General features: G+C 36.3%; 19 protein-coding genes, 3 tRNA genes and 1 riboswitch. Of the genes, 6 read left to right on the forward strand and 16 right to left on the reverse strand.

The window, feature by feature from the left end:
* The first annotated feature begins 120 nt into the window (after window positions 1–120).
* Entirely contained in the window at window positions 121–1,605 is a 1,485-nt protein-coding gene (locus tag ACN1CN_RS01275) for an FAD-dependent oxidoreductase (protein WP_419134360.1), read from the forward strand.
* Window positions 1,606–1,736: 131 nt separating this feature from the next.
* On the opposite strand, the gene ACN1CN_RS01280 is transcribed toward ACN1CN_RS01275, so the two are convergent.
* The 4 genes from ACN1CN_RS01280 to ACN1CN_RS01295 all read right to left on the reverse strand — a co-directional run bounded on the left by ACN1CN_RS01280 (window position 1,737) and on the right by ACN1CN_RS01295 (window position 6,576).
* Complete coding sequence (locus ACN1CN_RS01280) at window positions 1,737–2,684, reverse strand: DUF4465 domain-containing protein (RefSeq protein ID WP_419134361.1); 948 nt, start codon at window positions 2,682–2,684, stop codon at window positions 1,737–1,739.
* A 66-nt stretch (window positions 2,685–2,750) separates the two neighbouring features.
* Window positions 2,751–3,989 (reverse strand): hypothetical protein, encoded by a 1,239-nt coding sequence (locus ACN1CN_RS01285; RefSeq protein WP_419134362.1) that lies wholly within the window; start codon window positions 3,987–3,989, stop codon window positions 2,751–2,753.
* A 12-nt stretch (window positions 3,990–4,001) separates the two neighbouring features.
* Entirely contained in the window at window positions 4,002–5,243 is a 1,242-nt protein-coding gene (locus ACN1CN_RS01290; RefSeq protein WP_419134363.1) for a hypothetical protein, read from the reverse strand.
* Window positions 5,244–5,286: 43 nt separating this feature from the next.
* The gene (locus tag ACN1CN_RS01295; protein WP_419134364.1) at window positions 5,287–6,576 is read right to left on the reverse strand and encodes a cell surface protein; all 1,290 of its coding nucleotides are present in this window, start codon (window positions 6,574–6,576) and stop codon (window positions 5,287–5,289) included.
* A gap of 384 nt (window positions 6,577–6,960) precedes the next feature.
* A riboswitch (cobalamin riboswitch) is annotated at window positions 6,961–7,163 on the reverse strand.
* A 378-nt stretch (window positions 7,164–7,541) separates the two neighbouring features.
* On the opposite strand from ACN1CN_RS01295, the gene ACN1CN_RS01300 reads away from it, so the two are divergent.
* Both ACN1CN_RS01300 and ACN1CN_RS01305 read left to right on the forward strand, forming a co-directional pair.
* Complete coding sequence (locus ACN1CN_RS01300; RefSeq protein WP_419134365.1) at window positions 7,542–7,958, forward strand: hypothetical protein; 417 nt, start codon at window positions 7,542–7,544, stop codon at window positions 7,956–7,958.
* Window positions 7,955–9,025 carry a hypothetical protein gene (locus ACN1CN_RS01305; RefSeq protein ID WP_419134366.1) on the forward strand — a complete coding sequence of 357 codons (1,071 nt, stop codon included), beginning with the start codon at window positions 7,955–7,957 and terminating at the stop codon, window positions 9,023–9,025. The genes ACN1CN_RS01300 and ACN1CN_RS01305 overlap by 4 nt, the downstream gene beginning before the upstream one ends.
* Before the next feature lie 105 nt (window positions 9,026–9,130).
* Here ACN1CN_RS01305 and lepB read toward each other — a convergent pair whose 3' ends face one another.
* From lepB to ACN1CN_RS01325, 4 genes are all read right to left on the reverse strand, one after another.
* The gene (gene lepB, locus ACN1CN_RS01310) at window positions 9,131–10,738 is read right to left on the reverse strand and encodes a signal peptidase I (RefSeq protein ID WP_419134367.1); all 1,608 of its coding nucleotides are present in this window, start codon (window positions 10,736–10,738) and stop codon (window positions 9,131–9,133) included.
* Window positions 10,739–11,010: 272 nt separating this feature from the next.
* A complete protein-coding gene (locus ACN1CN_RS01315) occupies window positions 11,011–12,195 on the reverse strand; it encodes a PQQ-binding-like beta-propeller repeat protein (RefSeq protein ID WP_419134368.1) in 1,185 nt (394 codons plus the stop codon).
* Window positions 12,196–12,515: 320 nt separating this feature from the next.
* Window positions 12,516–13,730 carry a hypothetical protein gene (locus ACN1CN_RS01320; protein ID WP_419134369.1) on the reverse strand — a complete coding sequence of 405 codons (1,215 nt, stop codon included), beginning with the start codon at window positions 13,728–13,730 and terminating at the stop codon, window positions 12,516–12,518.
* A gap of 18 nt (window positions 13,731–13,748) precedes the next feature.
* Window positions 13,749–16,118, reverse strand: coding sequence for a TonB-dependent receptor domain-containing protein (locus ACN1CN_RS01325; protein ID WP_419134370.1), 2,370 nt, complete (start codon window positions 16,116–16,118; stop codon window positions 13,749–13,751).
* Between the two features lie 343 nt (window positions 16,119–16,461).
* On the opposite strand from ACN1CN_RS01325, the gene ACN1CN_RS01330 reads away from it, so the two are divergent.
* Entirely contained in the window at window positions 16,462–17,601 is a 1,140-nt protein-coding gene (locus tag ACN1CN_RS01330; protein ID WP_419134371.1) for a transglutaminase-like domain-containing protein, read from the forward strand.
* 117 nt (window positions 17,602–17,718) lie between these two features.
* Here the strand turns inward: ACN1CN_RS01330 and ACN1CN_RS01335 are convergent.
* The 7 genes from ACN1CN_RS01335 to ACN1CN_RS01365 form a co-directional block, all read right to left on the reverse strand.
* Window positions 17,719–17,799, reverse strand: a tRNA-Tyr gene (locus ACN1CN_RS01335).
* A gap of 80 nt (window positions 17,800–17,879) precedes the next feature.
* Window positions 17,880–17,954 (reverse strand) — tRNA-Val (locus ACN1CN_RS01340).
* A 191-nt stretch (window positions 17,955–18,145) separates the two neighbouring features.
* Complete coding sequence (locus tag ACN1CN_RS01345; RefSeq protein ID WP_419134372.1) at window positions 18,146–18,787, reverse strand: class I SAM-dependent methyltransferase; 642 nt, start codon at window positions 18,785–18,787, stop codon at window positions 18,146–18,148.
* Between the two features lie 69 nt (window positions 18,788–18,856).
* A complete protein-coding gene (locus ACN1CN_RS01350) occupies window positions 18,857–19,414 on the reverse strand; it encodes a DinB family protein (protein WP_419134373.1) in 558 nt (185 codons plus the stop codon).
* Window positions 19,415–19,473: 59 nt separating this feature from the next.
* Window positions 19,474–19,980 (reverse strand): Crp/Fnr family transcriptional regulator, encoded by a 507-nt coding sequence (locus tag ACN1CN_RS01355; RefSeq protein WP_419134374.1) that lies wholly within the window; start codon window positions 19,978–19,980, stop codon window positions 19,474–19,476.
* Window positions 19,981–20,317: 337 nt separating this feature from the next.
* A complete protein-coding gene (gene deoD, locus ACN1CN_RS01360) occupies window positions 20,318–21,022 on the reverse strand; it encodes a purine-nucleoside phosphorylase (protein ID WP_419134375.1) in 705 nt (234 codons plus the stop codon).
* A 306-nt stretch (window positions 21,023–21,328) separates the two neighbouring features.
* A tRNA-Val gene (locus ACN1CN_RS01365) sits at window positions 21,329–21,403 on the reverse strand.
* 263 nt (window positions 21,404–21,666) lie between these two features.
* Between ACN1CN_RS01365 and ACN1CN_RS01370 the strand changes: the two genes are divergently transcribed.
* Both ACN1CN_RS01370 and ACN1CN_RS01375 read left to right on the forward strand, forming a co-directional pair.
* Entirely contained in the window at window positions 21,667–23,457 is a 1,791-nt protein-coding gene (locus ACN1CN_RS01370; RefSeq protein WP_291287401.1) for an ABC transporter ATP-binding protein, read from the forward strand.
* 41 nt (window positions 23,458–23,498) lie between these two features.
* Window positions 23,499–24,806 carry an OprO/OprP family phosphate-selective porin gene (locus tag ACN1CN_RS01375; protein WP_264523869.1) on the forward strand — a complete coding sequence of 436 codons (1,308 nt, stop codon included), beginning with the start codon at window positions 23,499–23,501 and terminating at the stop codon, window positions 24,804–24,806.
* Between the two features lie 213 nt (window positions 24,807–25,019).
* Here the strand turns inward: ACN1CN_RS01375 and ACN1CN_RS01380 are convergent, their stop codons facing one another.
* The gene (locus tag ACN1CN_RS01380; RefSeq protein ID WP_419134376.1) at window positions 25,020–26,189 is read right to left on the reverse strand and encodes a proline dehydrogenase family protein; all 1,170 of its coding nucleotides are present in this window, start codon (window positions 26,187–26,189) and stop codon (window positions 25,020–25,022) included.
* Between the last annotated feature and the right edge of the window lie 157 nt (window positions 26,190–26,346).

Below are 26,346 nucleotides of genomic sequence, written 5' to 3' on the forward strand. Positions count from 1 at the left end.
TACAATCCTTAATAACTCTTATAAACTGTTTTTAGTATCTAAAGCCCAATCATTTTGCACTAGCCATCTTTTGTCTTAAATTTGTGCCTTTGCTACCCGCATAGCAAAGTTCTTCTACTAATGAAGAATCTAAATCAAGTGAAAAAAGTGAAATTGAATACGGTAGAAAATACAGGAGAAAACTGGACGATTTGTCCGGAATGTCTGGGACGCGGCAAAAAAAGCCAAAGACTCAGTAAAAAAGTACGACTCCGTTATCAGATCGCACTTGAGGAGTTTGAAAAAGCAGCGGACTCAGGAACTCCCCCGTCTCGTCCTAAAGCGCATCTTAACAGCTGCACCAACTGTAATGGGTCGGGATTGGTCCCTTCTGTTAATCCTACAATTGTAGATACCGAAAACTATCCGCATGTTGCCATTATTGGTGCCGGTATTGGTGGTGTGGCCCTAGCTGTCGCCTGCCTGCACCGTGGGATTCCTTTTACGCTATACGAACGCGATACCAACTTTGATGCCCGATCACAAGGTTACGGACTTACTTTGCAGCAGGCCAGTAAAGCAATCGAAGGTTTCGGTATTTTTTCTTTGGAAGAAAAAGTGATTTCAACAAGACATTTGGTGCATACTACAGAAGGAAAAGTAATTGGGGAATGGGGAATCCGAAAATGGATTCCATCCGATACAAAAACGGCTCCGAAACGAACCAATATGCACATTGCGCGACAATATTTACGCTCAGCACTACTAAAGCAATTAGGCGAACATAAGGTGGTACAATGGGGACATCAACTAATCGATTTTAAGGAATCTGATGATCAAAAGGTCATTTTGAAATTTGAAGTAGATGGTGAAATAAAAAACGCTACAGCTGATTTAGTGGTTGGAGCCGATGGTATTCGAAGTTCGGTACGAAAACTATTGATTGATGATACGATTACTCCTTTGCGTTATTTGGGATGTATTGTAATATTGGGAATTTGTCCTTTATCAGCTCTTGAAGGCCTTGACAGTTCTTTACTGGATTCGGCAACTGTTTTTCAAACTGCCAATGGCAATGAACGCATTTATATGATGCCTTACTCTTCTGATGCTGTAATGTGGCAGCTAAGTTTTCCAATGTCAGAAGAAGAAGCCAAAGCGCTTAGTGCTCAGGGACCTCAGGCATTGAAAGAAGAAGCATGCCGCAGAACACAATGGCACACTCCTATTCCTGAAATATTATCGGCAACTCTGGCCACTCAAATTTCCGGTTATCCCGTGTACGATCGTGAATTGCTTCATTCCGAATTATTGTCTAAAAACGGGCAAGCGACTTTAATAGGCGATGCAGCCCACCCTATGAGTCCTTTTAAAGGTCAAGGGGCAAATCAGGCCTTACTGGATGCACTTTCTTTGGCGCGTGGAATCGTAAGAGGATGCCGACCGTTGTCGCAGTGGAGAAAAAGCGGAATACGGGAAAGTGTGCTTACGGAATATGAATCGGAAATGTTGAAGCGAAGTGCTAAAAAGGTAAAAGATTCTGCTGATGCAGCGGAGTTCCTGCATTCTGAAATAGTGCTTCATGAAGGCGATGAACCAAGAGGAAGGTGTTTGAAGAAAAAATAGGCGATGATCGTTTATCGAAGTTTTATTTTTTTTCTCGCAGATTTTGCGGATCTGGCAGATTTTTCTTTACCGTACATATACAAAAAGGAGCCATTTTTTGATGGCTCCTTTTCTATAACTAATATGTTTGCTTATTGAATTCTTTTTACAGACAATTTATCCAAACAGAAATAAGCTGCAGTATTCATTCCGTAAACCGGATGTGAATCTGTTGAAGCCATTTGGAAAACAAGGTATTTTACATCTCCTAAACCTTGAAGTGCTGTAGTGTTTACATTGATCCATCCTGTTGGCATTACCAAAGAACCTCCTGTGTAATCTGCCAATGATTGTGTGATTGGAGCGGTAATCGTTCCGCTCGCATCTACACCGTAGATCAACAATTCAAAATGATCTCCTGAAGAAAATGCCTGAGCAAAACCGTCTCCGTATAAACAGCCGTAATATGGCCACGGATGATTGTTGATTTTAAGTCCTTTTATCTGATACAATCCTGTGTTTCCAATTTTAATCCAGTTAGAGAAACCTGCTTCTGTAAAAGTAGTTCCCTGTGGATTTTTTGGATCTGTGTAGCTTGACCAATAAGCCACAATATAAGGGTCTCCTGTTGTTCCCGGAGTTCCAGCAGCAATGGTTGATGAAGTACCAAAACCACTTCCAGCCATAGTTCCCCACTGATTGGCAACCCATCCGTTAGATCCACCAGAACCTGCTCCTGAACCATAATTTGTAATATCATTTACATTTGATACAATAAAACCATCCCAATAGTTGTAACCTGATGATGTTCCGCTATGTGAAAATTTAAATATGTCAACTGTTAAATTGGTATTTGCCACATAGGTATTTTGCCAATACTTCCCTCCTGTTGTTGATGTTCCGCTAGTCAACAAAGAACTGGTCAGGTTAAGCGTAGAAGTTGTTCCTATCGAAGGATCGGTCACTGCACTTTTAGAAGTTGAGCCTGAGCTTTTTACTGCTGCGTTGCCGTTTTCGTTGTTTGAAAGGTTTTCATCATTGCTACAAGACGAAAGTCCCAGCATCAAACCTACTGTCAAAAAATAAAGTACTTTTTTCATTATTTATAAAATTTAGGATTAATATACTTGGTTAGTTAATAGAACAGTGTTGTTCAAATTTTTTGATTATTTGCCTGCCGCAAAATTTAAATCTTCAGCCTGTTTAAAAGAGTTGGTTACGAGGTCTAATGCCCCGATCTCTGTGAATGTAGGTACATATACTTTTACGAAGTCTATTCCCGGCAGCTGTACTTTAACGCCATTGCTGTCTACAGCCCAGCTGATATCTATAGAAGGATCTTTAATACCACCGTAACCCCATTCAAAAGTCCCTACATTGAAGGCTGTACCTTCTCCGTCACTAATGTCTTTTGTTGGTAAATTGATTTTTGTTCCTTTCAACGTATAAGAATCCCCAAGCCATTGCGGGTAATAGTTGTAACGTCTCCATTTTTTTGTTCTGGTAATAAAACCAGTCTCCTTTTTATTATTGGTCCATTTAAGATATTCCTTGTCAAACTGCCAATCCGATTTTCCTGCTACAGCAGTTTTGTTGACATCTGGCTTGTAATAGGTAATCTCATAGTTTTTTACTGTAGACGATTTATAATACTCACTTCCCGCTATTTCATACCACTCATTGTCTTCTGCAATGCCATTTTTATTTGCATCGTACGCAACAGCGATACTTACAGGAGAGAATTTTGAAGCGTTAGAGATCGCGTTCATCTGAACCGTGAAATCTCTTTTGCCATAAGCATTGATCACGGTATGGTCAAATTTTGTCACGATATATCCTCCAAAAGTCCCCAGATCAACCAGATTTCCGTCGGCAAGATTGGTTTGTGCATTTTCTATCGCTTCTGCTTTTGTTGCAAATTCAAAGCTGTCATTATTGTAATGCGGAGCCGGTACATAATCGATAATCGAAAAGGCTTTTGACGTGTAGACTTTACCCGTTTCGGCAACGGTTACTTTTGTCGATGCCTGTTTTATTACCTTGTTCAATGTTACCGTAAGCGCTACATCGTAACTCAAAGCTTTTGGTGCTATAAACTTTAAAGTCTTAGTATCGCCAATAACAGAGTCTTTAGCAACACCGTCTTTTCCTGTTACTTTTACAGTCCATTTGTACTGTGCAGCGGCACCGTTGGCATTTTCAATAACCACCTCCGGGTCAATAGCAACGACATTGTATCGTTCTGTCTTAAAATCGGCTTGCAGTTTTAAAGTAAGTGAAGGATCTTTAACCGGTTCGGGTTTAGGTTCTACTACTACAGGATCAGGTTTTGCATCATCGTTACTACAATTGTAAAAAACGCTAATAACCATTAGGCATAAAGTATATTTGATAAACTTTTTCATATTCTTATTCTCTTACTTTTTTAGATTGTACTTTTTTATGATCTGAAGATCAGCAGCTCCCGAGAATCGGGTTGCCATTGACGATTGCTGGTGGCAAAGTCCCATTGGCTCACTCACACAGTTCACCACTTTTATAAAATGAATTCCCGGAAGATTGGCTTTGTTGCCGTTTTTATCAACCGCCCAGTCAATATCAATATCCGGACTTTTAGCATTGACATACCCCCATTCCGGAGCATCGAAATTCCACAAAGTAGTTTGTCCGGGACGTACTGCCGCGAAATTTACATTTAACTTTGTTCCTTCATAAACAGCGGTAGTTTGAGTTACCCAGGATGGATAGTATTCTTTTTTAGTTTTTGATCTTGGTAAAAAGTAAGTCTGAGACTGGTTGTTTTCACAATAAAGGTGCTCACGGTCTAAAAAAGGATCATTTGGTCCGCTTACTACCACCTTTTTGCCTGCTGCTGGTTTCTGATAGGTTATTTTAAAATTCTTAATGGTATTTTCTTTGGCGTGCTGACTTCCTATAATCTCATACCATTCGTCATCATCAGGTTTCCCGTTTGCATTTTTGTCATAGGCTACATAAATCAATCCAGGAGCCGGCGGATTGGCTTTATCGGTCAGATCTGCGCCGTAAACTCTGAAATCTTTCTTTCCGGGAATATTAATCACCATATGATCAAACCCAACAGCGATCGAACCTCCAAAGCCTCCCAAGTCAATTGGATATCCTACACTGGTTTCATTTATCCTTCCCAATGCTACCTTCATAACATCAGCTTTCGCAAATCCGTCTTTGTACAAATCATTAGCAAACATACCCGGTGCCGGGCTAAAATCGAAAATACTTGTGATGTACGGATTGTAATTCTGAGCTTCATTTATTACATTCACAGTAGTCGCACTTGTTCCTTTTTTATCTCCTTCGGTAACATTTAACGTTAGCTCATAAGCTCCAGGATACAGGGCGATAAATCGTAAATCTTTGGCAGTCCCTACTACAGAATCTTTGGTTTGGTTGTAAGGATTTTTTTTAAGTACCCACTCATAACTAGGGTTAGTCGTTTCGGCAGAAGCGGTAATATTTAAAACATTAAAGGTAGCTACTTCAAATTTTCCCTGAAGTTTTACTGCTATTGGTATGACTAGTCCTTCTCCTGAATTGGCATCATTTTTATCGTCATCGCTGCATGCGGTAAATACCGATGCCAAAGCAAATAATAATAAATGGGCAAAGTTTTTTTTCATAATTCTGGTATAATAATTTAGTTTAATACATTTTTGATTGGCGTTATCGCGTTGAAATACTTTCTCCTGACAGATGCAAATCGGTTGCTCCCATGATTTCAGTCGAAGTTTCTCCCAGCCAGCCCGCCTGCTGATTAAGACCGTTGTATACTTTTACAAAATCGATCCCCGGAAGCATTACTTTGTTTCCATTTTTATCTATAGCCCAGTTGATGTCTATGGCTGAATCGTCATCCCCGTTTGGAGCATTATCAGCATATCCGTATAAAAAGGCATATTGCACAAAGTAACTTCCGGTTCCGCTTTCATCCACTGCGTTATCTGGTAGCCTTGTTCCTTTAAAAGTAATAGAAGCCTGATCTCTAAGCCATTTTGGCCAGTAATCTAAAGAATGATTGTAAGCGTTATTTTGGATCAGATAACCGCTTTTACCCTGATTGTCTTTCCAATAAATGTATTCCATATCAACAAAACCTACCGTACCTGTAGTTCCTCCCGGTACCGGTTTTTTGTTTGGATCTGGACGATAATAAGTAATTTCATAATGCTGAATCGTTTTAGACATTTTATGCACGCCTCCTTCTATTTCGTACCATTCATCGTCCGGAAGTCCGTTTTTATTTTTATCGTAAGCCACCATTATCACTCCTGCCTCACTGCTTCCGCCTCGCATTGTACTGTTCGAATTAGGGTTCGCTTCTGCCCAAAATGCATTGCCCAGAACTCTAAAATCGCGTTTGCCTTTGACGTTAACAATAGTATGATCAAACCCAAAAACAACATAACCACCAAAGGCTCCAAGCGAAACCAGATCTCCATTTTTCTTAGTCAGATAGGTATTGGCTCTTGATAAAATTCTTTCAGCAGTATCCCCGTCATTGGCAGCCGGAAGATCGTTTATAAACTGTCCCGGAGCGGGTTTAAACTCAAATACCTTTGCGATATAGGTTTTATACTCCTTCGTTTCTTTTGTTACTGTAATGACTGCTTTTTGCGTTTGTAAACTCCCTTTGTTATTTACCGTTACTGTTAATTCATAAACCCCGGTTTCTGCTGCGGCAAACAGCACTTCTTTTTCTGTCGTATTGGTTAGAGCATAGTTTTCGGACGTCGCTTTTGTAACACTCCAACTGTAGGTAGCTTCTGTAGCTGTATTTATAGTAGAATTTATAGCCAAGATTGCAAATCGCTGGGTGTTAAGAGTCAGATCAGAACTTACCGGGGGCGGATTGTTATCCTCTTTGGCAGCATTATCCTCAGAACAATTGGTTAAGCAGAGTGCCAGAATACAAAAGAATAAGAACCGGAAATATTGAGAAGTGTTGTAAAACATGTGGCATTATTTAAGTTGGGAGTTTCTAAGGCAATAAAAATTGAAGTAATTGAAGTGGGGTTTTCAATTTTAGTCTTCAACCGGATGCCGTACAAAATGCATCCCGTAGTTTTACGAAAGAGCTTTGTGTCCGGATTGATTTTTTATAACATTTACTTTCCGTGCAAAATGTTTTTAAAATGGAAGAACAGCGATGTAATACTCGCGACTGAAGTAAAGTAGAAACAAATGCAACAATAAATAAGAGTCCTTTTTCTGTATTATACATCACTAAATGAATTAAGTAAACTCCGGGATGTAATAATTAAAAAAGCAATAAGAGAGAATCCCGTCATAAAAAATGACAGGTCAGTTTATTGTTGTTCAACTTTATTCCACGAAAGTCTAAAACTATGTGATTGTGGCAGGTCTCCTGACTTGTTCCATCTTTAAAACAACCTTCTCATCCGCCGCGGCGAATAATGGCATGAGTAACGTTTAAAGACTTGAATAGAACTTACAGTAGCGGGTCTGTTCAGGATTTACACCTGATTCCCTTTTAACTGTTTTTTCTTAAGAAAAAACAGACCAAAATCTGGCGCAAATATATAACTATCTTTTACAATAGAGTAATTCTAAATAAAAAATTCCAAATCTCGAATCTCAAATTCCAAATTCCAAAAAACAAATTCCAAGTTTCAAGTTTCAAGTGCCAAATACGGCTCACTTCGGTACCAGGATTTGGAATTTATGAGTCACTCCTAAAATCATAGCTTTAAAAATAAGGATTTTTCTTATTCTTTTACTTGGCGCTTCCTGTTTAAATCGCGTAGTTGTACGCTAAAATCAGCAGTGTCAAATCCTTATTTTTATACCAGAATTCCGGATCTTATCACGATTCTAAACCATACCGGAAAACTTAAACCTAAAAATGAATTATAACCAAAACAGCCGAAAAAAGTGGGCCGTGCTTAATTTTTTATATTATGAAAAAAATATTTCAATCTAATGGATGTCCTGAAATAAAACTAGAATCGTCTATTCTGAACAACTTTGGTTTTATACCGCTTTATACTGAAGTTTTTCTGGATTTGCAAAATGGCAGGAACGAAGACAAACCTATCTTTACTACTCCAAAATATTTAACTGACGCTTCCATTCCTTTAACACCTGGCTTTCAACATCATGGCGGACTGCTCTTTTTTGAGCATTATTTGTCTTATGAAGCCATGGATGGAGGACTTGAACAAGCAAAGGCGGCAGCAAAGAAACTTTTGTTTAATTACACCATCATCAACAACTGTGATGGCAAAGACAATAAATTTAAAGGAATTGACCTTGGCCCAACTTTTATAGAAAGCAGAAAAATTGTTTTTTTCGTTACTTTAATCGATATCGTATGAGAACATTACACCTACTCGCGTTACTAGTCACCTCTTCTGTTCTGGCCCAATCGTATGACAAGACTGATTTGAAAAAAGTAGAATTACTTAACTCGTCTGCTTTGTCTCTATTAGATAATTCGGCAGCCATTATCACCTCAAATCCAAATGTCAAAGAATTCAATATTAATACAGAAAGCCTTGAAAGTATCTCGTTTGACGGGAATTTATTTTCAGCGAATATGAAAGGTCTTGAATACTATGGCTTAGGAAGCGGGACAGATAATATCAAGTCTTTTACGATGCAAAAAATACAAATGCCAACCGTTTCGGGAGCATACAATAAGAATGATTCAATTTCTAAAGTAGCAATCGGAATTAAGTTTAATGTTTTTACGCTGTATAATTCCTCATCTGAAGACATGAGAAAAAAATATAGTTCAATGCGGGCGGACATGCAAGATTTGAGTGCGATGGCTCGTGCCCAGTTACAGCAGGAAGGTTACGTAAGGGACACAACAGGAAACTACTATACGCGTTATGCACAAGTATTAAGGGAATTAACTGAAAAAGAGACCACAAACAAAGAAGTTGCTGCAAAAAATTTCGCAGACATCCTAAAAGCTCCCTTACTAACATTAGACATAGCATCGGCTTACAGTATGTTAATGCCTGCTAAAGATTTCAACAAGTCCCAATCAGGCCGCTTTGGTGCATGGTCTACACTTACCTTTACAATAGGCAAAGGAGATCAATCTTTAAAACTATACGGTTTTTGCAGATACATACAGGATAATACGGACTACGATACAAAAAACAACAGATTCACCAATCACACTAACTTTTTTGACGTAGGATCAAAAGCACAGTTTGACTGGAACAAAATCTCTGTAGGTTATGAATATATCAAACGAAATGGAGAAGGCAAGAATTACAGATCAGTTGGCTTTGTTCAGTATAAAGTATCCGACAACCTTTATGTAACGGGTGGATTTGGAAAGAATTTTGAATCTGCTTTAAATGATGAATCCGTTTCTTTGTTCGGCATCAGATGGGGAATTAATACTAAAGATAGCCGAGACTGGTAAAACAATAGTTAAATTCCAAACTACAAACTCCAAATTCCAAATTCCAAATTCCAAAACTTCTTAATCGAGCACTGGAATTTGGAATTTGAGATTTGGAATTTGAATCTACACTTTTTTTCGTTTCTTTAATACATTACTCACGATCATATAAATTGCAACTAACGCTAAAAAATGCAGTAAATAAGACTTAGATTCTCCTTTTTCATTTACAAAAGAAAAAACACGATTCCATCTTACCTTGTTGAATCCTTTTCCGTCTTTATCCCAACTGAACCAGATAAATACGGGTTTACCAACTACATGATCAAAAGGAACAAATCCCCAAAATCTTGCGTCTAAAGAGTTTTGACGATTATCTCCCATCATCCAATAATAATCTTGTTTAAAAGTATAAGTTGCGCTTATTTTTCTATTGATTAGAATCTGATTACCAATAACTTTTAAATTATTGTGTTCGTATTCTTCAATAACTCGTTTGTAAAATGGAAGTGTTTTAATATTCAATTCTATAGTTTTTCCTTTTTGGGGAATGTAAAGAGGTCCAAAATTGTCTATGTTCCAACCCAAAGAAGGATCCTGAGGAAACACGTCTTCACCTTCTCCCTTTGCCATTAAATGTTTTTTAACTCCTTTTACAACCGGATTACGGGCTATTAATGCTGCTTCTTCATTGGTCAATGTCAGAAAATATTGTCCAGTATTGGTTAAGGCAAAATTCCCATTTTCGTGCTTCATGCCTTCTCTGGCTCCATAATGATTTACAAGGATATCTTGATTAATTGGTTGTCCTTTGGTATCAATTAAAAAGTTATACTGAACTTTAGCACTTTGCGGTAGTTTTTCTATTTTACCATTGATATAAACATCCCCTTCGCGAATTTCCAGAAAGTCCCCCGGCATTCCGACGCATCGTTTTATCAAATTTGTTTTTTTATCTATTGGCTTGTAATAATTTCTATCCGGATGAAAATTATCCATGTCACGCAACGTATCAGCAGGCTGATTAAAAACTACAATTTCATTGCGTTTGATCTTTTCTAGTGCAGGAAATCTAAAATAGGGTAATTGAAATTTGTTTAGTATTGACGTTCCTTTTTTAGTAAAATCATCGCTAAATAAATATGATTTTGTACCCAAAAAAGGAATTGAATCATGTACCATGGGCAATGCAACCGAAGTCATTGGCGTTCTTGCTCCATAGTTAAGCTTACTAACAAATAAAAAATCTCCAATGTACAATGTTTTCTCCAATGATGAAGATGGAATGGTAAATGGCTGTATAAGGTAAGTATGCACCAATGTTGCTATAATAACAGCAAATAAAAGAGATCGTACAGTATCTTCTGCTTTGGTTTTTGGTCCCAAATCTCTGTTTTCAACATAGGTTAGATCCTTAGAAAAATAATTTAAAAAAGTGATATAAAACCCTAATGTTAGTACAACCAATACAACATCTCGCGTAGTATCTTTCCTGAAACTTCTAATAGTTTCGATCCAAACTACGGGAATCATTAAAAGATTGATAATAGGAACAAAAAGCATCAAAATCCACCAAACAGGACGATGTATAATTTTCAATAGAATTACTATATTATAAATTGGTATAAAGGATTCTACCGCTCTTCTCCCCGCTTTTACATAAAACCTCCAGGTAGACACACCATGAATAATTTGCATAATTAAAATAAAAAAGAGCCATTCTAATACATTCATACTTTTGATTTTTAGTTGTTTTTTATACTTTTTTGAGGGCTAATTGGGCTTATAGGTACTGAGGAACAACTTGTTAATTAACTTGTGTTTTTAACAAATAAAATTACAATTAACACCAAGAGACCTATGATACTAGTAGTATTTGTAGTGTTTTAATTAATTTGTTACAAATCATTCAATAAAAAAAATGAATTTTTAAAAGAAGCACAAATATTTCAAAAAAGACATAAAAAAAACTCCTTAATTACTTAAGGAGTTTATAGTTGAAGTTGCTATCTAATTATCGTTATATAAGCACTATAAGCATCGTCTTTAATGGTGGTTCTCAGATAAACTTCGTTTTCGTCTTTACTTTTAAATTCAAACTGAATCAAAGCAGCATCCGAATAATAAAAGAAGTAATCATCGCCTCCAAATTCAAAATTTGAAATGGGTCTGGTTGTCAATTTTGTTTCAAATGCTATTTCACCATTTGTAATGTCTATTTGAAAAAGTTTTCCTTTACGGGTATATCCCCAGATATTATCACTTTCCTCAACCATATACTCGACATTGTCGTCTTTAAAATCCCTTTTCCAAATCTGAGTTCCTGTTTTTGACTCCAGAGCATATATCGAAGAAACTTCCGGGCCTTGTGAACCTACATAAACTTTGTTGTCTTTGCAAAATATGCGCTCCCTGATATTCTGTTGGTTTTCATCTAATTTAAACTGCCAAAGTATATCAAGTTTATTGGCACTTAAAGCATAAAGCTCGTTTTTTTCATTTGCGATAAACACATTTTCACCATCCGTCACCACTTTTCCGGACATAACGCCCTCAAAGCTTTTTTGAGAAAGAAGTTTCCCGCTATTAGCGTCAAAACTATATAAATTAGTCGCGCTTTGAGTAAAAACTTTATTGTCGAAAACAAGAACCGGACTATCATTATTTGTTTCCTCCAGCTTGTAATTCCATGCTAAACCGCCATCTTTTATGTCAAGGGCATAAATACTATTATTGGGACTTTGTGTAGTTAGATACAGTTTTCCTCCATGTATAGTTGGAATTTGGTTCTTTACCACAATCTGATCCGTAGTATTACCTAATCTTGACTTCCAAAAAATGGCACCGGTTTGGTTGTTTATGGCAAAAATTTCACCGTTAATAAACGGAATGTACACCACTCCATCCTGTAGTGTGATGGCGTTTGCACACATTTCGGTATTAGAATCTGTAGCCTTTACGGTCCAGTTGATTTTCTCAGATTCCAGATTAAAAGAAAAAAGCGAACCGTCGTAATCATAGATTAGAATTGACTCTTTGTCTAATGGTACTTTTGTTAGCGGCTTTAAGACTTTATTAGAAACCTTATCAGGAGCATAAGAAGTTTTATCAGGTTGTGGTAAGGTTGGCAACTGTCCAAACATATTTACAACAGTACTTACAAACAAAAGAGTGATGAGCTTTTTTTTCATTTTTAAAATTTGGGATTAATGATTTGATTTCTTTTTTAGCGGTAGGACGCAAAAAAAGATCATTTAAATACGGATTAAAACACTGAAATTAAAATTATTTAACGCAATACCTCAATCAATATCTCTGCCAAATATAGTTAAAAATTATTATAGCATTTTGGAAGTTCCGACTTGTTTGAATTGAAAATTGAAGTCTAAAATAGAAATAGGTATAAAATAAAAAACCTCCAAAATCAAATGACTTTGGAGGTGGTATTATGGGTATAATGTTATTTAGGATTAAAAATCATTAATTCTAAATAACAAATTCAATGCAGTGACTATCTTAGTTTTCCAACGAATATCACACTACCGCCAATCGCTTCGGAAACGGCTTCAAAATCAGCAGCTCCTTTTTGCTTTAACAGACTGAATTTACCATCTGGAGCAGTGATGTTACCATAATATTCTACATCATCAATTGTTCCTACAGTATAAACGGTTCCGTATTTTTCAAAAGAAGTAAAAGGCTCTACTTTTAATGTTTTTAAATCTACAAGAGCAAATTTTGTTGGGGCATTGTACCAGTCAGCAGGTTTCGCTGGTGGAGTAAACGTATTGTCCAGATACTGAGCAAGGGCTTTATCTCCGTGAACATAAGCAACTACATTTACCGAATGTGCCTTTAAAGCAACTTTTAAATCCAAAAAAAAGTTAGGATCAAATGTCCCGTTAGGATTTACTTTTAACAATCCACCAGCCGGAGGAGCATCTTTTACAGTACTGTAATCTAATGACAGCGATGTAGCGCGTGAAGGTCTGTAGTACAAAGTACCGTCATTTCCTTTAGCAAACGTATCGTATCCCATTGACATACGAGAATCTTTAACATAAGAAACTGCTTTTGAAGCGATATCAAAAACTGCAATTTGTGCATATTGTGGAAACTTATTAAAATCAGTAGGCGTTGCGGCCACCGGTAAAATGATTTTTTTTGCAGAAGTAACATAACTCATGTAAGTAAATGTTTTTATACCAGCATCATTACTTAACGGTAGTGGAGTCACTGAAATAGTTTCGGTGATTGTCATCGTTGCCGGATTGAACTTAATAATTTTTCCATCATTTAAGGCGAAAAAATAAGCCTCTGTTTCAGACACGAAAGCAGGAGGACCAAAAGTACCGCTAACTCCGGTACCTGCAAGACTTAAAGCGTCTGCCTTCGAAATTTTCATTTCAGTACTAACGTTATATTTGGTTAAGGTTGAAGCTGTACCATTCCAAACATAAGGATGTTCACCATACGAATACACTGTTGCCCCCGGGCCTATCTCTGTCATTGTTTTATAATCAAGAGTCGAAGGAAATTTATCGTATGCTCCTAAATAAAAAACTCTGCCGCCAGGCGTATTGACACGAACTGATGCGATAACCGCAGGATTCTTACCTTGACCTTCATCTGTTTTGGTATCGTCTGAACTGCATGATGTTAAGGCAAATACCGAACACATTAGGGCTAATACTGCATGTTTTATAAAAAATCGATTTGTTTTCATTGCTGTTTGGTTATATAATTAAAATTGAGTTACTAGTTTGATATTAAATGATCTTCCCGCTTTTTGCACACCAAAGAAGTCATAATTTTTTTCATTGCTTAGGTTTTGTATTTCTGCAGTGATGGCATACTTGGCTCCCTTTATGCTATTGTGATAGGTTGTACCAAAATCAAAAGTCTTCTGGCTCGGGATAACAAATGGATTTACGGAAGCGCTTTCCCAGCTTCTGTAAAATTCATATACATATCTAACATCGAGAAAAAGCGATAATTTATCTGCTTTGCCAATTATGTTATGAAAAGAATAATTAGTCCCGCCGTTAGCAAAAAAATACGGCTGATTAGGTACTCTGTCTCCTTTGTATGCTGCAAATATTCCTTCGTTTGAGTCATTATAAAAGTGCTGATACGTACTATTGGCATGAAAAGAGAGTTTGTCGTCTTTTGAAGTCCAGCTGCCCGAAACTTCAATTCCTTTGGAAGTAGCTGCAAATACATTCTGATAAATATTATTGCGATCCACACTCGGAACAAATAAGATCTGATTGTCTATCTTTCTTAAAAAGACATTGGTTTGCACTTGCCAGCTGCTGCTTTCATAATTTGCTTTTGACTTGAAAAAAAGCTCAAAATTGACGTTATGACTGCGTTCGGGTTTTAAGTTTATATTCCCTTGAATGAATTGCCCATCTCCAAACAACTCATCGGTTTGAGGCAATCGGGTAGCATATTCATACGTTAACTTGGTAGAAAACTGTTCGTTGAATTTGAAACGAAATCCATTTCCAAAACCAAAATAGTTCACACTATTCTTTTCTTTTATTACGGAATTATTAGAGGGGATTTTCTCCTCAGAATTGATTTTTTGCAAATAATTTTTAGCAAAAAAAACATTCTCTAATTTTTCATTAAAGGCTTTTATTTTAAAGTCTGCGCCATTGATCCACGTAAACATTTGCCTTGCAGCACTGGCCGGGTCATAACCGTTAATAAGTCGGTCGTCACCGGTTTGTTTGGAATAGGTAGGTGCTGAAGTAAAACTCAAAGCATATTGATCGTTAATTTTCCATGAAGCTTTCAGACGTGAAAAAACATCATTGTTCCAGGTATACGTATCACTCGGACCAGTAGATTCTGAAATTTCTCCACTAATATTCCCTGTAGAACCCTCAATACGTTCGCCATACCAATTGTATACAAAATCAGATACATCGGTAAACTGACGCTCTCTGTAGTTATAGCCCGAAATAAAATCGAGTGTAAATTTTTTACTAAAATCGTTGCGGTACGTAAGAACCGATCCGGCTGCTTTTCGATAGGTCATCACCTCCCCGTAAGGAACTCCAACCATTAATTGATTGTGCTGAATTTCTTTTGTATAATCGGTATAAAATCCTTCAATACTCAATTCCTTTGCCCAAATTCTGTCTTTTATACCCGTTTTTAACTGCACTCCCACGCCTTTGTACGCGTCATGAAATCGCGGTACAGTTACTTTTTTGATTTTCCCGGCATTATCCGGAACATCAACATCTACTTTATAGTTGTTTTGAGAACTGTCGTAAAAAGCACTTCCTCTTATAAAAAAGCCCGTCTTTTCATTATAATTGTTAAGTATTAGTGATGTTCGGTACGTTCCAAAAGAACCCGCCTGAGCTGAAAAAGATCCACTAAAACCAGGCTTTATTTTTGGAGTGATTAAATTGACAGCACCACCAAGAGCATCTGCTCCAAATTCGATAGGAACAACTCCCTTATAAACTTCAACTCGATCAATCAAATTAACAGGAATTGTTGAAATACCAAAAGTATAACCGTGATACTCTAATGGAATACCCTCTAAGAAAAACCTGATTTGATTTCCTGTAAGTCCATTCATCGAAAAATTTGTTCTGGAACCTAAACCACCGCTGCGTCTCACACTAATACCCTGCGTTTGAGCAAGTACTTCGCCTAAATCAGCAGTTTTAAACTTGGCTTCCCTCATTTCTATTACGGAAACTGCTTGTGCGGACTGTTCTTTTTTCTTTTTTTCAGATACACCCTTTACTACTACATCATTTAACTTCTCTGCCTCTTTCGGCGTTTTATGAACCTTTTCTAAAGTTATAGCAACCGAAGAATTGAAAGAATCTTCTAAAACAATTTTATGTTTCCTGGAGCTATACCCCTCTAAGCTCGCTTCAATGGTATAGCTGCCTTTTGCCAAATTCCCTATCTGATAAAGTCCATCAGCATTCGTTTTTACATTTGTTTCTGTACCTAAAAGCTGAATAGTAACCCCGCTTAACGGAGTTCCATATTCGTCATTTACTTTACCAGAAATTGTGTTTTGTGCAATTAAAAATGTCGTCGAGAATATAAAGAGCAATACTATTTTGAGCTTCATGAAATAAACTTAGAATTATGAACTATTATTATTTAGAATGAATAAAAAAAGTGCAAAAATATAAAATTTTATCAATTCACAATACTCTTAAGCGCAAATAAAATTTTGACTGGCTGTAGCCTCAAAAAATAAGCTGGAAACCTCTTTAACCTATACTGCTACCCAGCTTCACTTCTGCTAAAAAACTTTTCAATTATATTATTTGTAAGAAAAAAATTACTATATTTATTTTCTGAAATCAAACATTCAATTCACCTAAAAATTGTAATGATCGGCGAACTTATTTTCGCAAACATACAAACCAGGAAAAATATTCATCTGAATCTTCAAAACATTATCAAATATGAAAACCAACATTAGTCTAATTGTACTATTTATCATTGCTTGCCAAATAGTTACAGCTCAAAATAATAATCCTATTATTAAATCAACCTCCAGGAAAATTGATATTCGGGATGGGAAGAATCTTAAGAAACAAAGCTGGAATATTTCCCCTGAATTAGCCCCGGACATTTACGAAACAAGCTCATTGGGTCAAAAAGTTACTTTCATAACGGACATTGATTCAATTACAGTAAAAATTAAAAAAGATACCGAGTTCAATTTTACGGTTATGCTAAATGATTCTATAAAAGCACGTACTCAGATTAAGTATAAAATATCACGTTTAGACCAATTGAAACTAGGAGCAAAATATAATTATTCTGACAACCGATATATTCCAAATTTCAGCTACCAGTCTATAGAAAATCCAAATCTAATCAGAATCAGAAAAGATTTAAAGTTAGATTCTATCGCTGGAAAAGGCAACGAAACTTCAAAAATACTAAACCTCCTGCATTGGGTTCACAATACAATTCGACACGATGGAAACAGTGACAATCCAACTTTAAAAAATGCAATAGACATAATCAAAATTTGCAAAACTGAAAATAGAGGGGTGAACTGCAGGATGATGGCGACTGTTCTTAATGAGTGTTATCTCTCAATGGGAATAAAATCAAGATACGTTACCTGTATGCCAAAAGAAACTGAATTTGATGATTGCCATGTAATCAACATGGTTTACAGTACTGAATTTAAAAAATGGATCTGGATTGATCCGACTTTTGACGCTTATGTAATGAACGAGAAAGGAGAATTGCTTGGAATTTCAGAAGTTCGTGAAAGACTGATAAAAGGAAAAACTTTAATTTTAAATCCGGAGGCCAATTGGAATAAGGAGATTTCTCAAACAAAAGAAAATTATTTAGAGACTTATATGGTCAAAAATCTATACAGGCTGGAGTGTCCTTTAGTTAGCGAATACAATACCGAAACCTGGAATAATGGAAGAGAAATAACCTATATTGAATTGTTACCCTTAGACGGCATAGTACAAACGCCGCAGAAGGAAGAAGAAACAAATTCAAAAACACAGGTTAAATTTACAAACTATAAAACAAACAATCCGGATTTGTTCTGGAGCAACCCTTTTAAATAACAGTTTCAAAATAGCATCAAAAACAAAAAACCTGTAAATCTTGCGATTTACAGGTTTTTGAAATATTTCGGTTTTTAAAAGATTGAAAAGTTTCCTTTTACTTCTTTTACCCTTGTGTGGGGAGAGCAGGATTCGAACCTGCGAAGTTCACACAGCAGATTTACAGTCTGCCCTCGTTGGCCGCTTGAGTATCTCCCCTAGTCCGTTAACACAGATTTATAATCCGTGTAGTTCGGTAAGCCATAAAAAAACTCCTTAGAAAAATTAAGGAGTTATTGTGGGCGATGAGGGGTTCGAACCCCCGACCCCCTCGGTGTAAACGAGGTGCTCTGAACCAGCTGAGCTAATCGCCCTATTTTACTAGGTTGCTATCGTTTGTGATTGCGAGTGCAAATATACAGCTAGATTTTGTATTTGCAAGTTTATTTTGAAAAAAAATCAAATAATTTTAACCAACACCCTCTACAAGCCTTCTGTGCAAAGTTACTAGAGTTTAAAGGCATTTCAGGCACGCTTATAAACTTTAAAAATAAGTCAAATCGGTTTAAGTGCTCCATTTTTTTCTGGCCGTTACTATGGTATGAACATCCATTTCGGTCTCTGATTTTTTATATTTTACTTTAAATATTTCAAATTCTCCAAATTGATTCTCAGAAAAAAGTTCTTTTAAATCATTTAAATTATGATAATAGAAATAACTCCTAGCACCACTACTACCCACCTGAAAACCGGATTGACTGGACTCACCTTCTACAAAACTCATATAAACCAATCCATTTTCATTCAGTAAATTAAAACAGTCCTTAATAAGCTTCCTACTATCTGACTGAGACAGATATGGCAAACAAAAACCGCAAACTATTCCATCGTATTTTACTTTAATTTCATCGATTTGCCTGCTGTCCATCACAGCAAAACTCGCCGTTGGATTGTTCGTAGCTGCAAGTTCTATCATATTTGGGGCGATGTCGATCCCAAAAATATCAAAGTCAGGTCGCTTTGATAACAGATACTTTGTAATGTTTCCGGGACCGCAACCAATCTCCAAAATTTTGGGATTTACTTTGTCAAATGAATTGCAAACAAAGTCATAGGTGTCGTTATACAGATCCAAATCCATAAACTTATCCTGATAGGGTAAAGCAATTTTGTTCCAGGTTTCAAATGTTTCTTTATATCTGTCCATAATCCTATTATTGTTCAAAAGTGGTCTCTAATCTTTTCTTTAATCCTGAGGTATGCAGTTTGTTAAATATTACTGTCTGGCATTTTTCATCGCAATCTGTATTTTGTCTATCTGATTGAAATGTCTAATCATATGATTGATCAAAAATTGAAAAGTGTCTCCCAGTTTTAACTTAATGAAGTTTGAAATTGAAATCTTAATCTTCACTTTGTTTAAACTCACTTTTCCCGATTGATTTAACAAGTCCAAAAGTTTGATTTGCTGGTTTATAAACCTGTCAATTACCGATTGATCCAGTTTAGTATTCAACGGATTTTTGTCTTTAAAAGTTTTCATTTTGTTTGGCTTTTCTTTTGGCAACATGCTTTTTGCAAAGTAACTCCCTAAAATTCCGCTTTTAAATTCAACATCAGTTTTGGTGGTTGATTGTTTTATCTCGCTTTCTATTTGCGATAAATAAAAGTCACCATACAAATTCAAATGTTCCAAACATTCCAGAATGCTCCAGGAAGTTTCGTTTTCCCTCCAAGTTAGAGCATTCAAATCATAATTTTTTAATTTTTCTGCCTGATTGATAATTTGCCTTGTCTGCTCTAAAAGCGTCTGTATTAATTTCCCTGATTGCATAGTTTTATTTTTCTTTATGCAAAATTGTAAAAAGCATTTTCAATAAATCTTGATTGAAGTCAAGACTTTTTTAACCGGGATAAAGTTTCAGCACTCATCCTTAAATAATTAGCAATATGCCGGTTTGGGATTTCCTGAAAAAGCTGTGGACTTCTTTTTAAAACCCTTTCATATCTTTCTTTTGGCGAATTGGTCAGTATATCAATCTCCCGCTCCATTTGCTGAACAACCAAATTTTCCAGAATTTTAATCCATAAATTTCTATTGCTTTCTGCGTCTAAAAATTGATCAATTTGTTGTTTATCCACCACTTTTAGCACCGTTTTTTTGATCGCCTGAATAAACAAATCGGAAGGTTTACCCGTCAAAAAAGAATCCAATGAAACGATCAAATTTTCTTTATAACCAAATCTAATGGTTCGTTCTTCATATTCGTCTAAAACAAAAATCCTAAGGCTTCCGCTTACTATAAAATACATATTGGTATCAATACTGCCTTTCACCTTCAGAAATTCGTTTCTGTCGATGGTTATTGTCTTCTCCGAAAGTTCGATAATTTCCTTCATTTCCTGTCTGCCATAGGTTTTGATCTACTTGCAATTCACTTATTTTCTGTGCACATCTGCCCCTTAACCGAAGCAGTAACACTCTTCTATCAAGAATAAGATTTTACAATACTACACAAAAAAAGAATACCGGAATTGGCTTTTTAGATAAATCGTTTTTTTTGAAATGGTAATTAATTCAGGCCTATTTTGAAGCAATTCCATCTCCCTACTTGTTCAAATAAAATTAAAAAATGCAACGCATAAAAAAAACTCCTTAATTTCTTAAGGAGTTTCTCGATGGTCGATGAGGGATTAAAACAAAACCTCTGCAACCTAATATTTCAGCACAATTTAACTAAGCTAACTGCAACGCTAAATCCATCATTTCTTTAAAAGAATTTTGCCTGTCATCTGCCGATAAAGATTCTTTTCTAAGAATATGATCGGATACTGTCAAAATAGACAGCGCCTTTTTTCTGTATTTGGAAGCAATAGAATACAACGCAGCTGTTTCCATATCAACACCCAACACGCCGTAAGTTTTCCAATTTAAAAAAGGATCACCTAAATGACTTTCAGTATAGAAAAAATCAGATGTCAATACTGATCCTATATGAGTTTTTACCGTACTTTTCTCTGCAATTTCATTGGCTTTTTTTAATAATTCAAAATTGGCTGTCGGAGCAAAATCACTCCCATTAAATCTAAGCTTATTCATCCCGGAATCCGTACACGCACTCATAGCCAAAACAATATCCATCATGTTTACATCCTCCTGAATAGAACCACAAGACCCAATTCTAACCAATGTTTCTACACCATATTCTTCAATCAATTCTGTAATATAAATAGAAATTGATGGCATCCCCATACCTGTACCCTGCACGCTAATTCTCTTACCATTATAATAACCAGTATAGCCCAACATTCCTCTCACCTCATTATAACATATTACATCTGTTAAAAACGTTTCCGCTATCAACTTTGCTCTTCTGGGATCACCAGGAAGTAAAACAAAATCTGCTATATCGCCCTTTTTTGCATTGTTATGTGCACTCATATTATCTTTTTTTATTGATTTATAAACTCTATTTTCCTACTTTAATTTACTTAATTCGAACAAGCTAAGTTAATCATAAATTTATTCCTTCTTTCACCGAATAAAATGTAACCAACAACTCATAGGTCCTCATAAAATAAAAAACCTCCAAAATCAAACGACTTTAGAGGTGGTGTTATTTGTAGGCGACCAAGGATTTAAACCCCCTACCCGCTTTCGCTAAATAAATTACAAACAACAACACCATAGATCTTCCATAAAACAAAAAACCTCCAAAATCATATGACTTTGAAGGTTGTATTTTTGTGGGCGATGAGGGGTTCGAACCCCCGACCCCCTCGGTGTAAACGAGGTGCTCTGAACCAGCTGAGCTAATCGCCCTATTTTACTAGGTTGCTATCGTTTGTGATTGCGAGTGCAAATATACAGTTAGATTTTGCATTTACAAGCTTATTTTGAAAAAAAATGAAATAGTTTTTCAAAATATTTCTTAGCAATCTATTTATCAACCCCTTAAAAAACAAATATTTTTTAGCTTTCTTTCCCATTTAGTTAAAAAATGAAATCTCTAGGGGTAATTTCGAATATTCTTTTGTATTCACTGGCTAGAATCATACATTTGCATACCTTAATAGTATACTCAAATGCCTAGATATCAAGAAAACGATTTACCTAAAGCTAAATTAGACTCTAATTCACTTCAAAAAGCACTTCGAATTTTTAAATACGGTAAAAACCACAAATGGAAATTTTTTCTGGGTTTGGTTTTTCTCTTATTAACCAGCGCCACTGCCCTTGCCTTTCCAAAATTAATGGGAATGCTGGTGGATTGTGTGACAAATAAAAACCTGAACAGAGCCAACGAAATTGCCGTCGGTCTTATGGTTATCCTGACACTACAGGCTATCTTCTCTTTTTTCAGAATTTCACTTTTTGTAAATTTTACCGAAAATTCACTTTCCAATATTCGTTTTGCGTTATACGAGAATTTAGTAAAATTACCGATGTCATTTTATTCTCAAAAACGTGTTGGGGAATTAAACAGCCGAATTAGTGCTGATATTTCACAACTGCAAGACACCTTCACCACCACTATCGCTGAGTTCTTACGCCAGCTGATTTTAATTATTGGTGGATTTGTTATTTTAGGAAACATCAGTCCGAAACTAACCCTGATGATGTTGGCCATCGTGCCAATTGTAGCGGTAGCGGCCGTTGTTTTTGGAAGATTCATCCGTAAATACGGAAAGAAAACACAGGATAAAGTAGCCGAAAGTCAGGTGATTGTAGAAGAAACGCTGCAAGGAATCAGCAATGTAAAAGCTTTTGCCAACGAATGGTATGAAATCCAGCGTTATAAAAATAAAATCAAAGAAATTGTAAAAATCGCTATTAAAGGCGGACAGTACAGAGGTTATTTTGCTTCGTTTATCATCCTTTGTCTTTTTGGCTGTGTGGTTGCTGTAGTTTGGTACGGAATCACCCTAACCATTAAAGGTGAAGTTGAAGGCGTTGGAGATTTAATTTCGTTTGTACTTTATACTACATTTATCGGAGCCTCTTTTGGAGGTATTGCCGAGATGTATGCTCAGATTCAAAAAGCAGTAGGTGCAACCGAACGTGTTTTTGAATTACTGGAAGAAACTCCGGAAGAGATCAATGCAAAAGCGAGAACTACTCCTATCGAAAAAATCAAAGGAAATGTTGCCTTCAAAAATGTTGCCTTCAGCTATCCTTCAAGAAAGGAAATTGAGGTTTTAAAAGATGTGAATTTTACAGCCGAATTCGGTCAGAAAATTGCGATTGTAGGCCCAAGTGGTGCCGGAAAATCGACTATATCTTCCTTACTTTTACGTTTTTACGACATAACTTCAGGCGAAATAATTGTGGATGGAAAAAGCATCTATGATTACGATTTGGAAGATCTACGCGGCAATATGAGTATTGTTCCTCAGGATGTTATTCTGTTTGGAGGAACGATTAAAGAAAATATCGCATACGGAAAACCGGATGCTACCAACGAAGAAATTATAGCAGCTGCAAAACAAGCCAATGCCTTTAATTTTGTTGAAGGTTTCCCTGAAAAATTCGAGACTCTGGTAGGAGAACGCGGTGTTAAATTGTCTGGCGGACAGCGTCAGCGTATCGCTATAGCCAGAGCATTGCTTAAAAATCCAAGTATCTTAATTTTAGATGAAGCCACGTCTTCTTTGGATAGTGAAAGTGAAAAACTGGTTCAGGAAGCTTTAGAAGTTTTAATGGAAGGAAGAACCAGTATTATTATTGCTCACCGTCTTTCGACTATTAGAAATGCTGATAAAATTTTGGTTCTCGATAATGGAAAAATTACAGAAGAAGGTACACACCAGGAATTAATCAATTTGGAGAACGGAACTTATAAAAACTTAAGTAATCTTCAATTCAGCAACTCTTAACCGAAATGTAAATAGTACTAACTCATTTTAATTTTAAAGTAATGCCACATTTAAGAATCGTTTTAATTTTATTGTTTATTGTTTTAAATACCATCAGTGTTCTGGCTCAGGAAAAACCTTTTAACGTAGTTAACATTTCCAAAGACGGAGCGCAATACATCAAATTCGGAATGAACCTTCAGGTTTGGGGAAGATATGCAGAATTGAACGAAGGCAGTAAAATTGGCACAAATGAAGTTAGCGATACTTATGATGTTGTAATCAGACGTTTGCGTTTGCAGGCTATGGGAATGCTGACTGAGAATATTTTCTTTCATCTTCAGTTAGGTCAGAACAATATTAATTTTACTCAAAATAACGGTCCTTCAAATGCACCTCTTTCGGTTATGGACGCATTGGGAGAGTACCATTTCAACGAAAAACTTCATATCGGTGGTGGATTGACAGCCTGGGGAGCAGGAACCACGCGTTATTCGGCAAACAGTTCTTCATCACACCTTACGCTGGACACTCCAATGTACCAGCAGTTTACAAACATATCATCAACCTTCGGAAATCGAAATTTAAGCATTTATGCTAAAGGATATTTGGGCAAGTTTAATTACCGTGCGGCTATCACAAATCCGTATCGAAATACAGCAGACAATCTGGGAATAAATTCTTCGGTAAGCACGCAAACACCAAGAGCACAATACTCGGGGATTCTAACTTATTCTTTCTTCGATAAAGAATCGCTTGAAGATGCCTACCATAAAGGAACTTACTTAGGCACAAAGAAAATCCTGAATGTTGCCTTAGGTTATATGACCCAGGCCAAAGCCATGTGGCGTCTAACACCCGATGCAACAGTTGCGTATGACGACATGAAAATCTTAGGTCTTGATGTTTTTTACGACAGTCAGATTAATAACAAAGGAGCTGCTATAACAGCTTACGCCGCTTTCAACAACAATAATTATGGTAAAAACTACATTCAGTCCGTTAACACCCCGAATCCCGCTATTGGAGACAATACTTTAATAAATGGTTCAGGCGCAGGGTTTATTGGTGTAGGTACCGGAAATATTTATTACGCACAGCTAGGGTATCTTTTTGGGAAATCAGACAATCCAGCCCAGAAAGGCCGTTTTCAGCCTTATGCCGCTACACAAATTGCCGATTTAGAAGCTTTAGACACACCAATGACTATGTACGAATTAGGCGTAAATTATTACACTACAGGTACTTTGGGACCAAAATTCAGTTTAAACTATCAAAACAGAGCGGTGTTTGATAAAACACTACTAGGCGCTTACAAACAAAACGATCGATTGGGCATGGTCGTGTTGCAATGCCAGGTCTCTTTTTAAAAAAATGAAATTCCAATATACAAATTCCAAATTCCAATCGTAACAGTTGGGATTTGGATTTTTTTTATTGAAGATTTAAACCCGACAGGTTTTAAAAACCTATCCGATTTAAGCGATCGATTAGGAGATCCTAAATTCCAAATACAAAAAATCCCAAATTCCAATCATAACAATTGGGATTTGGGATTTTTAAATTTATTGGAATTTTTACTATTATTTTCCTTTTCTTCTCTTACGTTCTGCTTTAATCATAGACAATTCGCGGCTTGTTTGCCCCGCAACAGAGGTATTCTCTTCTGCACGACGAATTAAGTACGGCATAACGTCTTTTACAGGTCCAAATGGTAAATACTTCGCTACATTATAGCCATTCTCAGCTAAATTATAACTAATATTATCACTCATTCCGTACAATTGTCCAAACCAGATTTTAGTATCGTTTTTGGCAACTCCTTTCTCCTGCATCATTTCCATCAATTTATAAGAGCTCAATTCATTGTGAGTCCCTGCAAAAATCGACATGATATCCAGGTGTTCTGCCATATAATGTACAGCAGCATCATAGTTAATATCTGTAGCTTCTTTAGAGACACAAATTGGCGAAACATAATTTTTCTCTTCTGCACGCTTGTTTTCTTTCTCCATATAAGCACCACGAACCAATTTCATTCCAATAAAGAAACCTTCGTTTTTAGCTACTTCATGTAATTTTTTCAAATAGTCCAAACGATCCCAGCGGTACATTTGCAAAGTATTAAAAACAATCGCTTTCTCTTTATTGTATTTGCGCATCATATCGGTAACCAAATCATCGGCTGCATCCTGCATCCAGCTTTCTTCACCGTCAATTAATAAAGCCACATCTTTTTTGTGAGCTTCACCACAAACCTTATCAAAACGGGCTACTACTCTATCCCACTCTGCTTGTTCAACCGGAGTCAATGTTTGTTTTTCTCCTAATTTTTCATACAATTCAAAACGACCAAAACCTGTTGGCTTAAATACAGCAAACGGAATCGCCAAACGCTCTTTAGCAAATTCAATAGTTTTTAAAGTCATTTCTAAAGCAGCATCAAACTGCTCTTCCTCTTCTTTTCCTTCAACTGAATAATCCAACACTGATGAAACACCTTTGGTAAACATTTTGTCTACCACTGTAATACAATCGTCTTCGTTTACACCACCACAAAAATGGTCAAAAACAGTTGCGCGAATCAATCCTTCTACCGGAAGATTTGCTTTAATTGCAAAATTGGTAACAGCGGTTCCTATCCTCACCAAGGGCTGGCTGTCGATCATTTTAAAAAGAAAATAAGCTCTGTCAAGTTCCGTATCACTTTTTAGTGAAAATGCAACCTGAGTGTTATCAAATATTTTTTCCATTAAGGTCAGTTTTTTATGCAAATATAGATAGAGTTTTGAATATTCTTCACTAATCGATACCCAATTTTTCAGTATCGGCAACAACATTGTTACATTTCTGTAAATTATAACATCAGAAGCCTGTCGGATTCCTTTTTTTTGAAAGAAAATTCGAAAC

Origin of the sequence: Flavobacterium sp. T12S277 (genome assembly GCF_048514875.1) — a bacterium.
Classification (GTDB): Bacteria; Bacteroidota; Bacteroidia; order Flavobacteriales; family Flavobacteriaceae; genus Flavobacterium.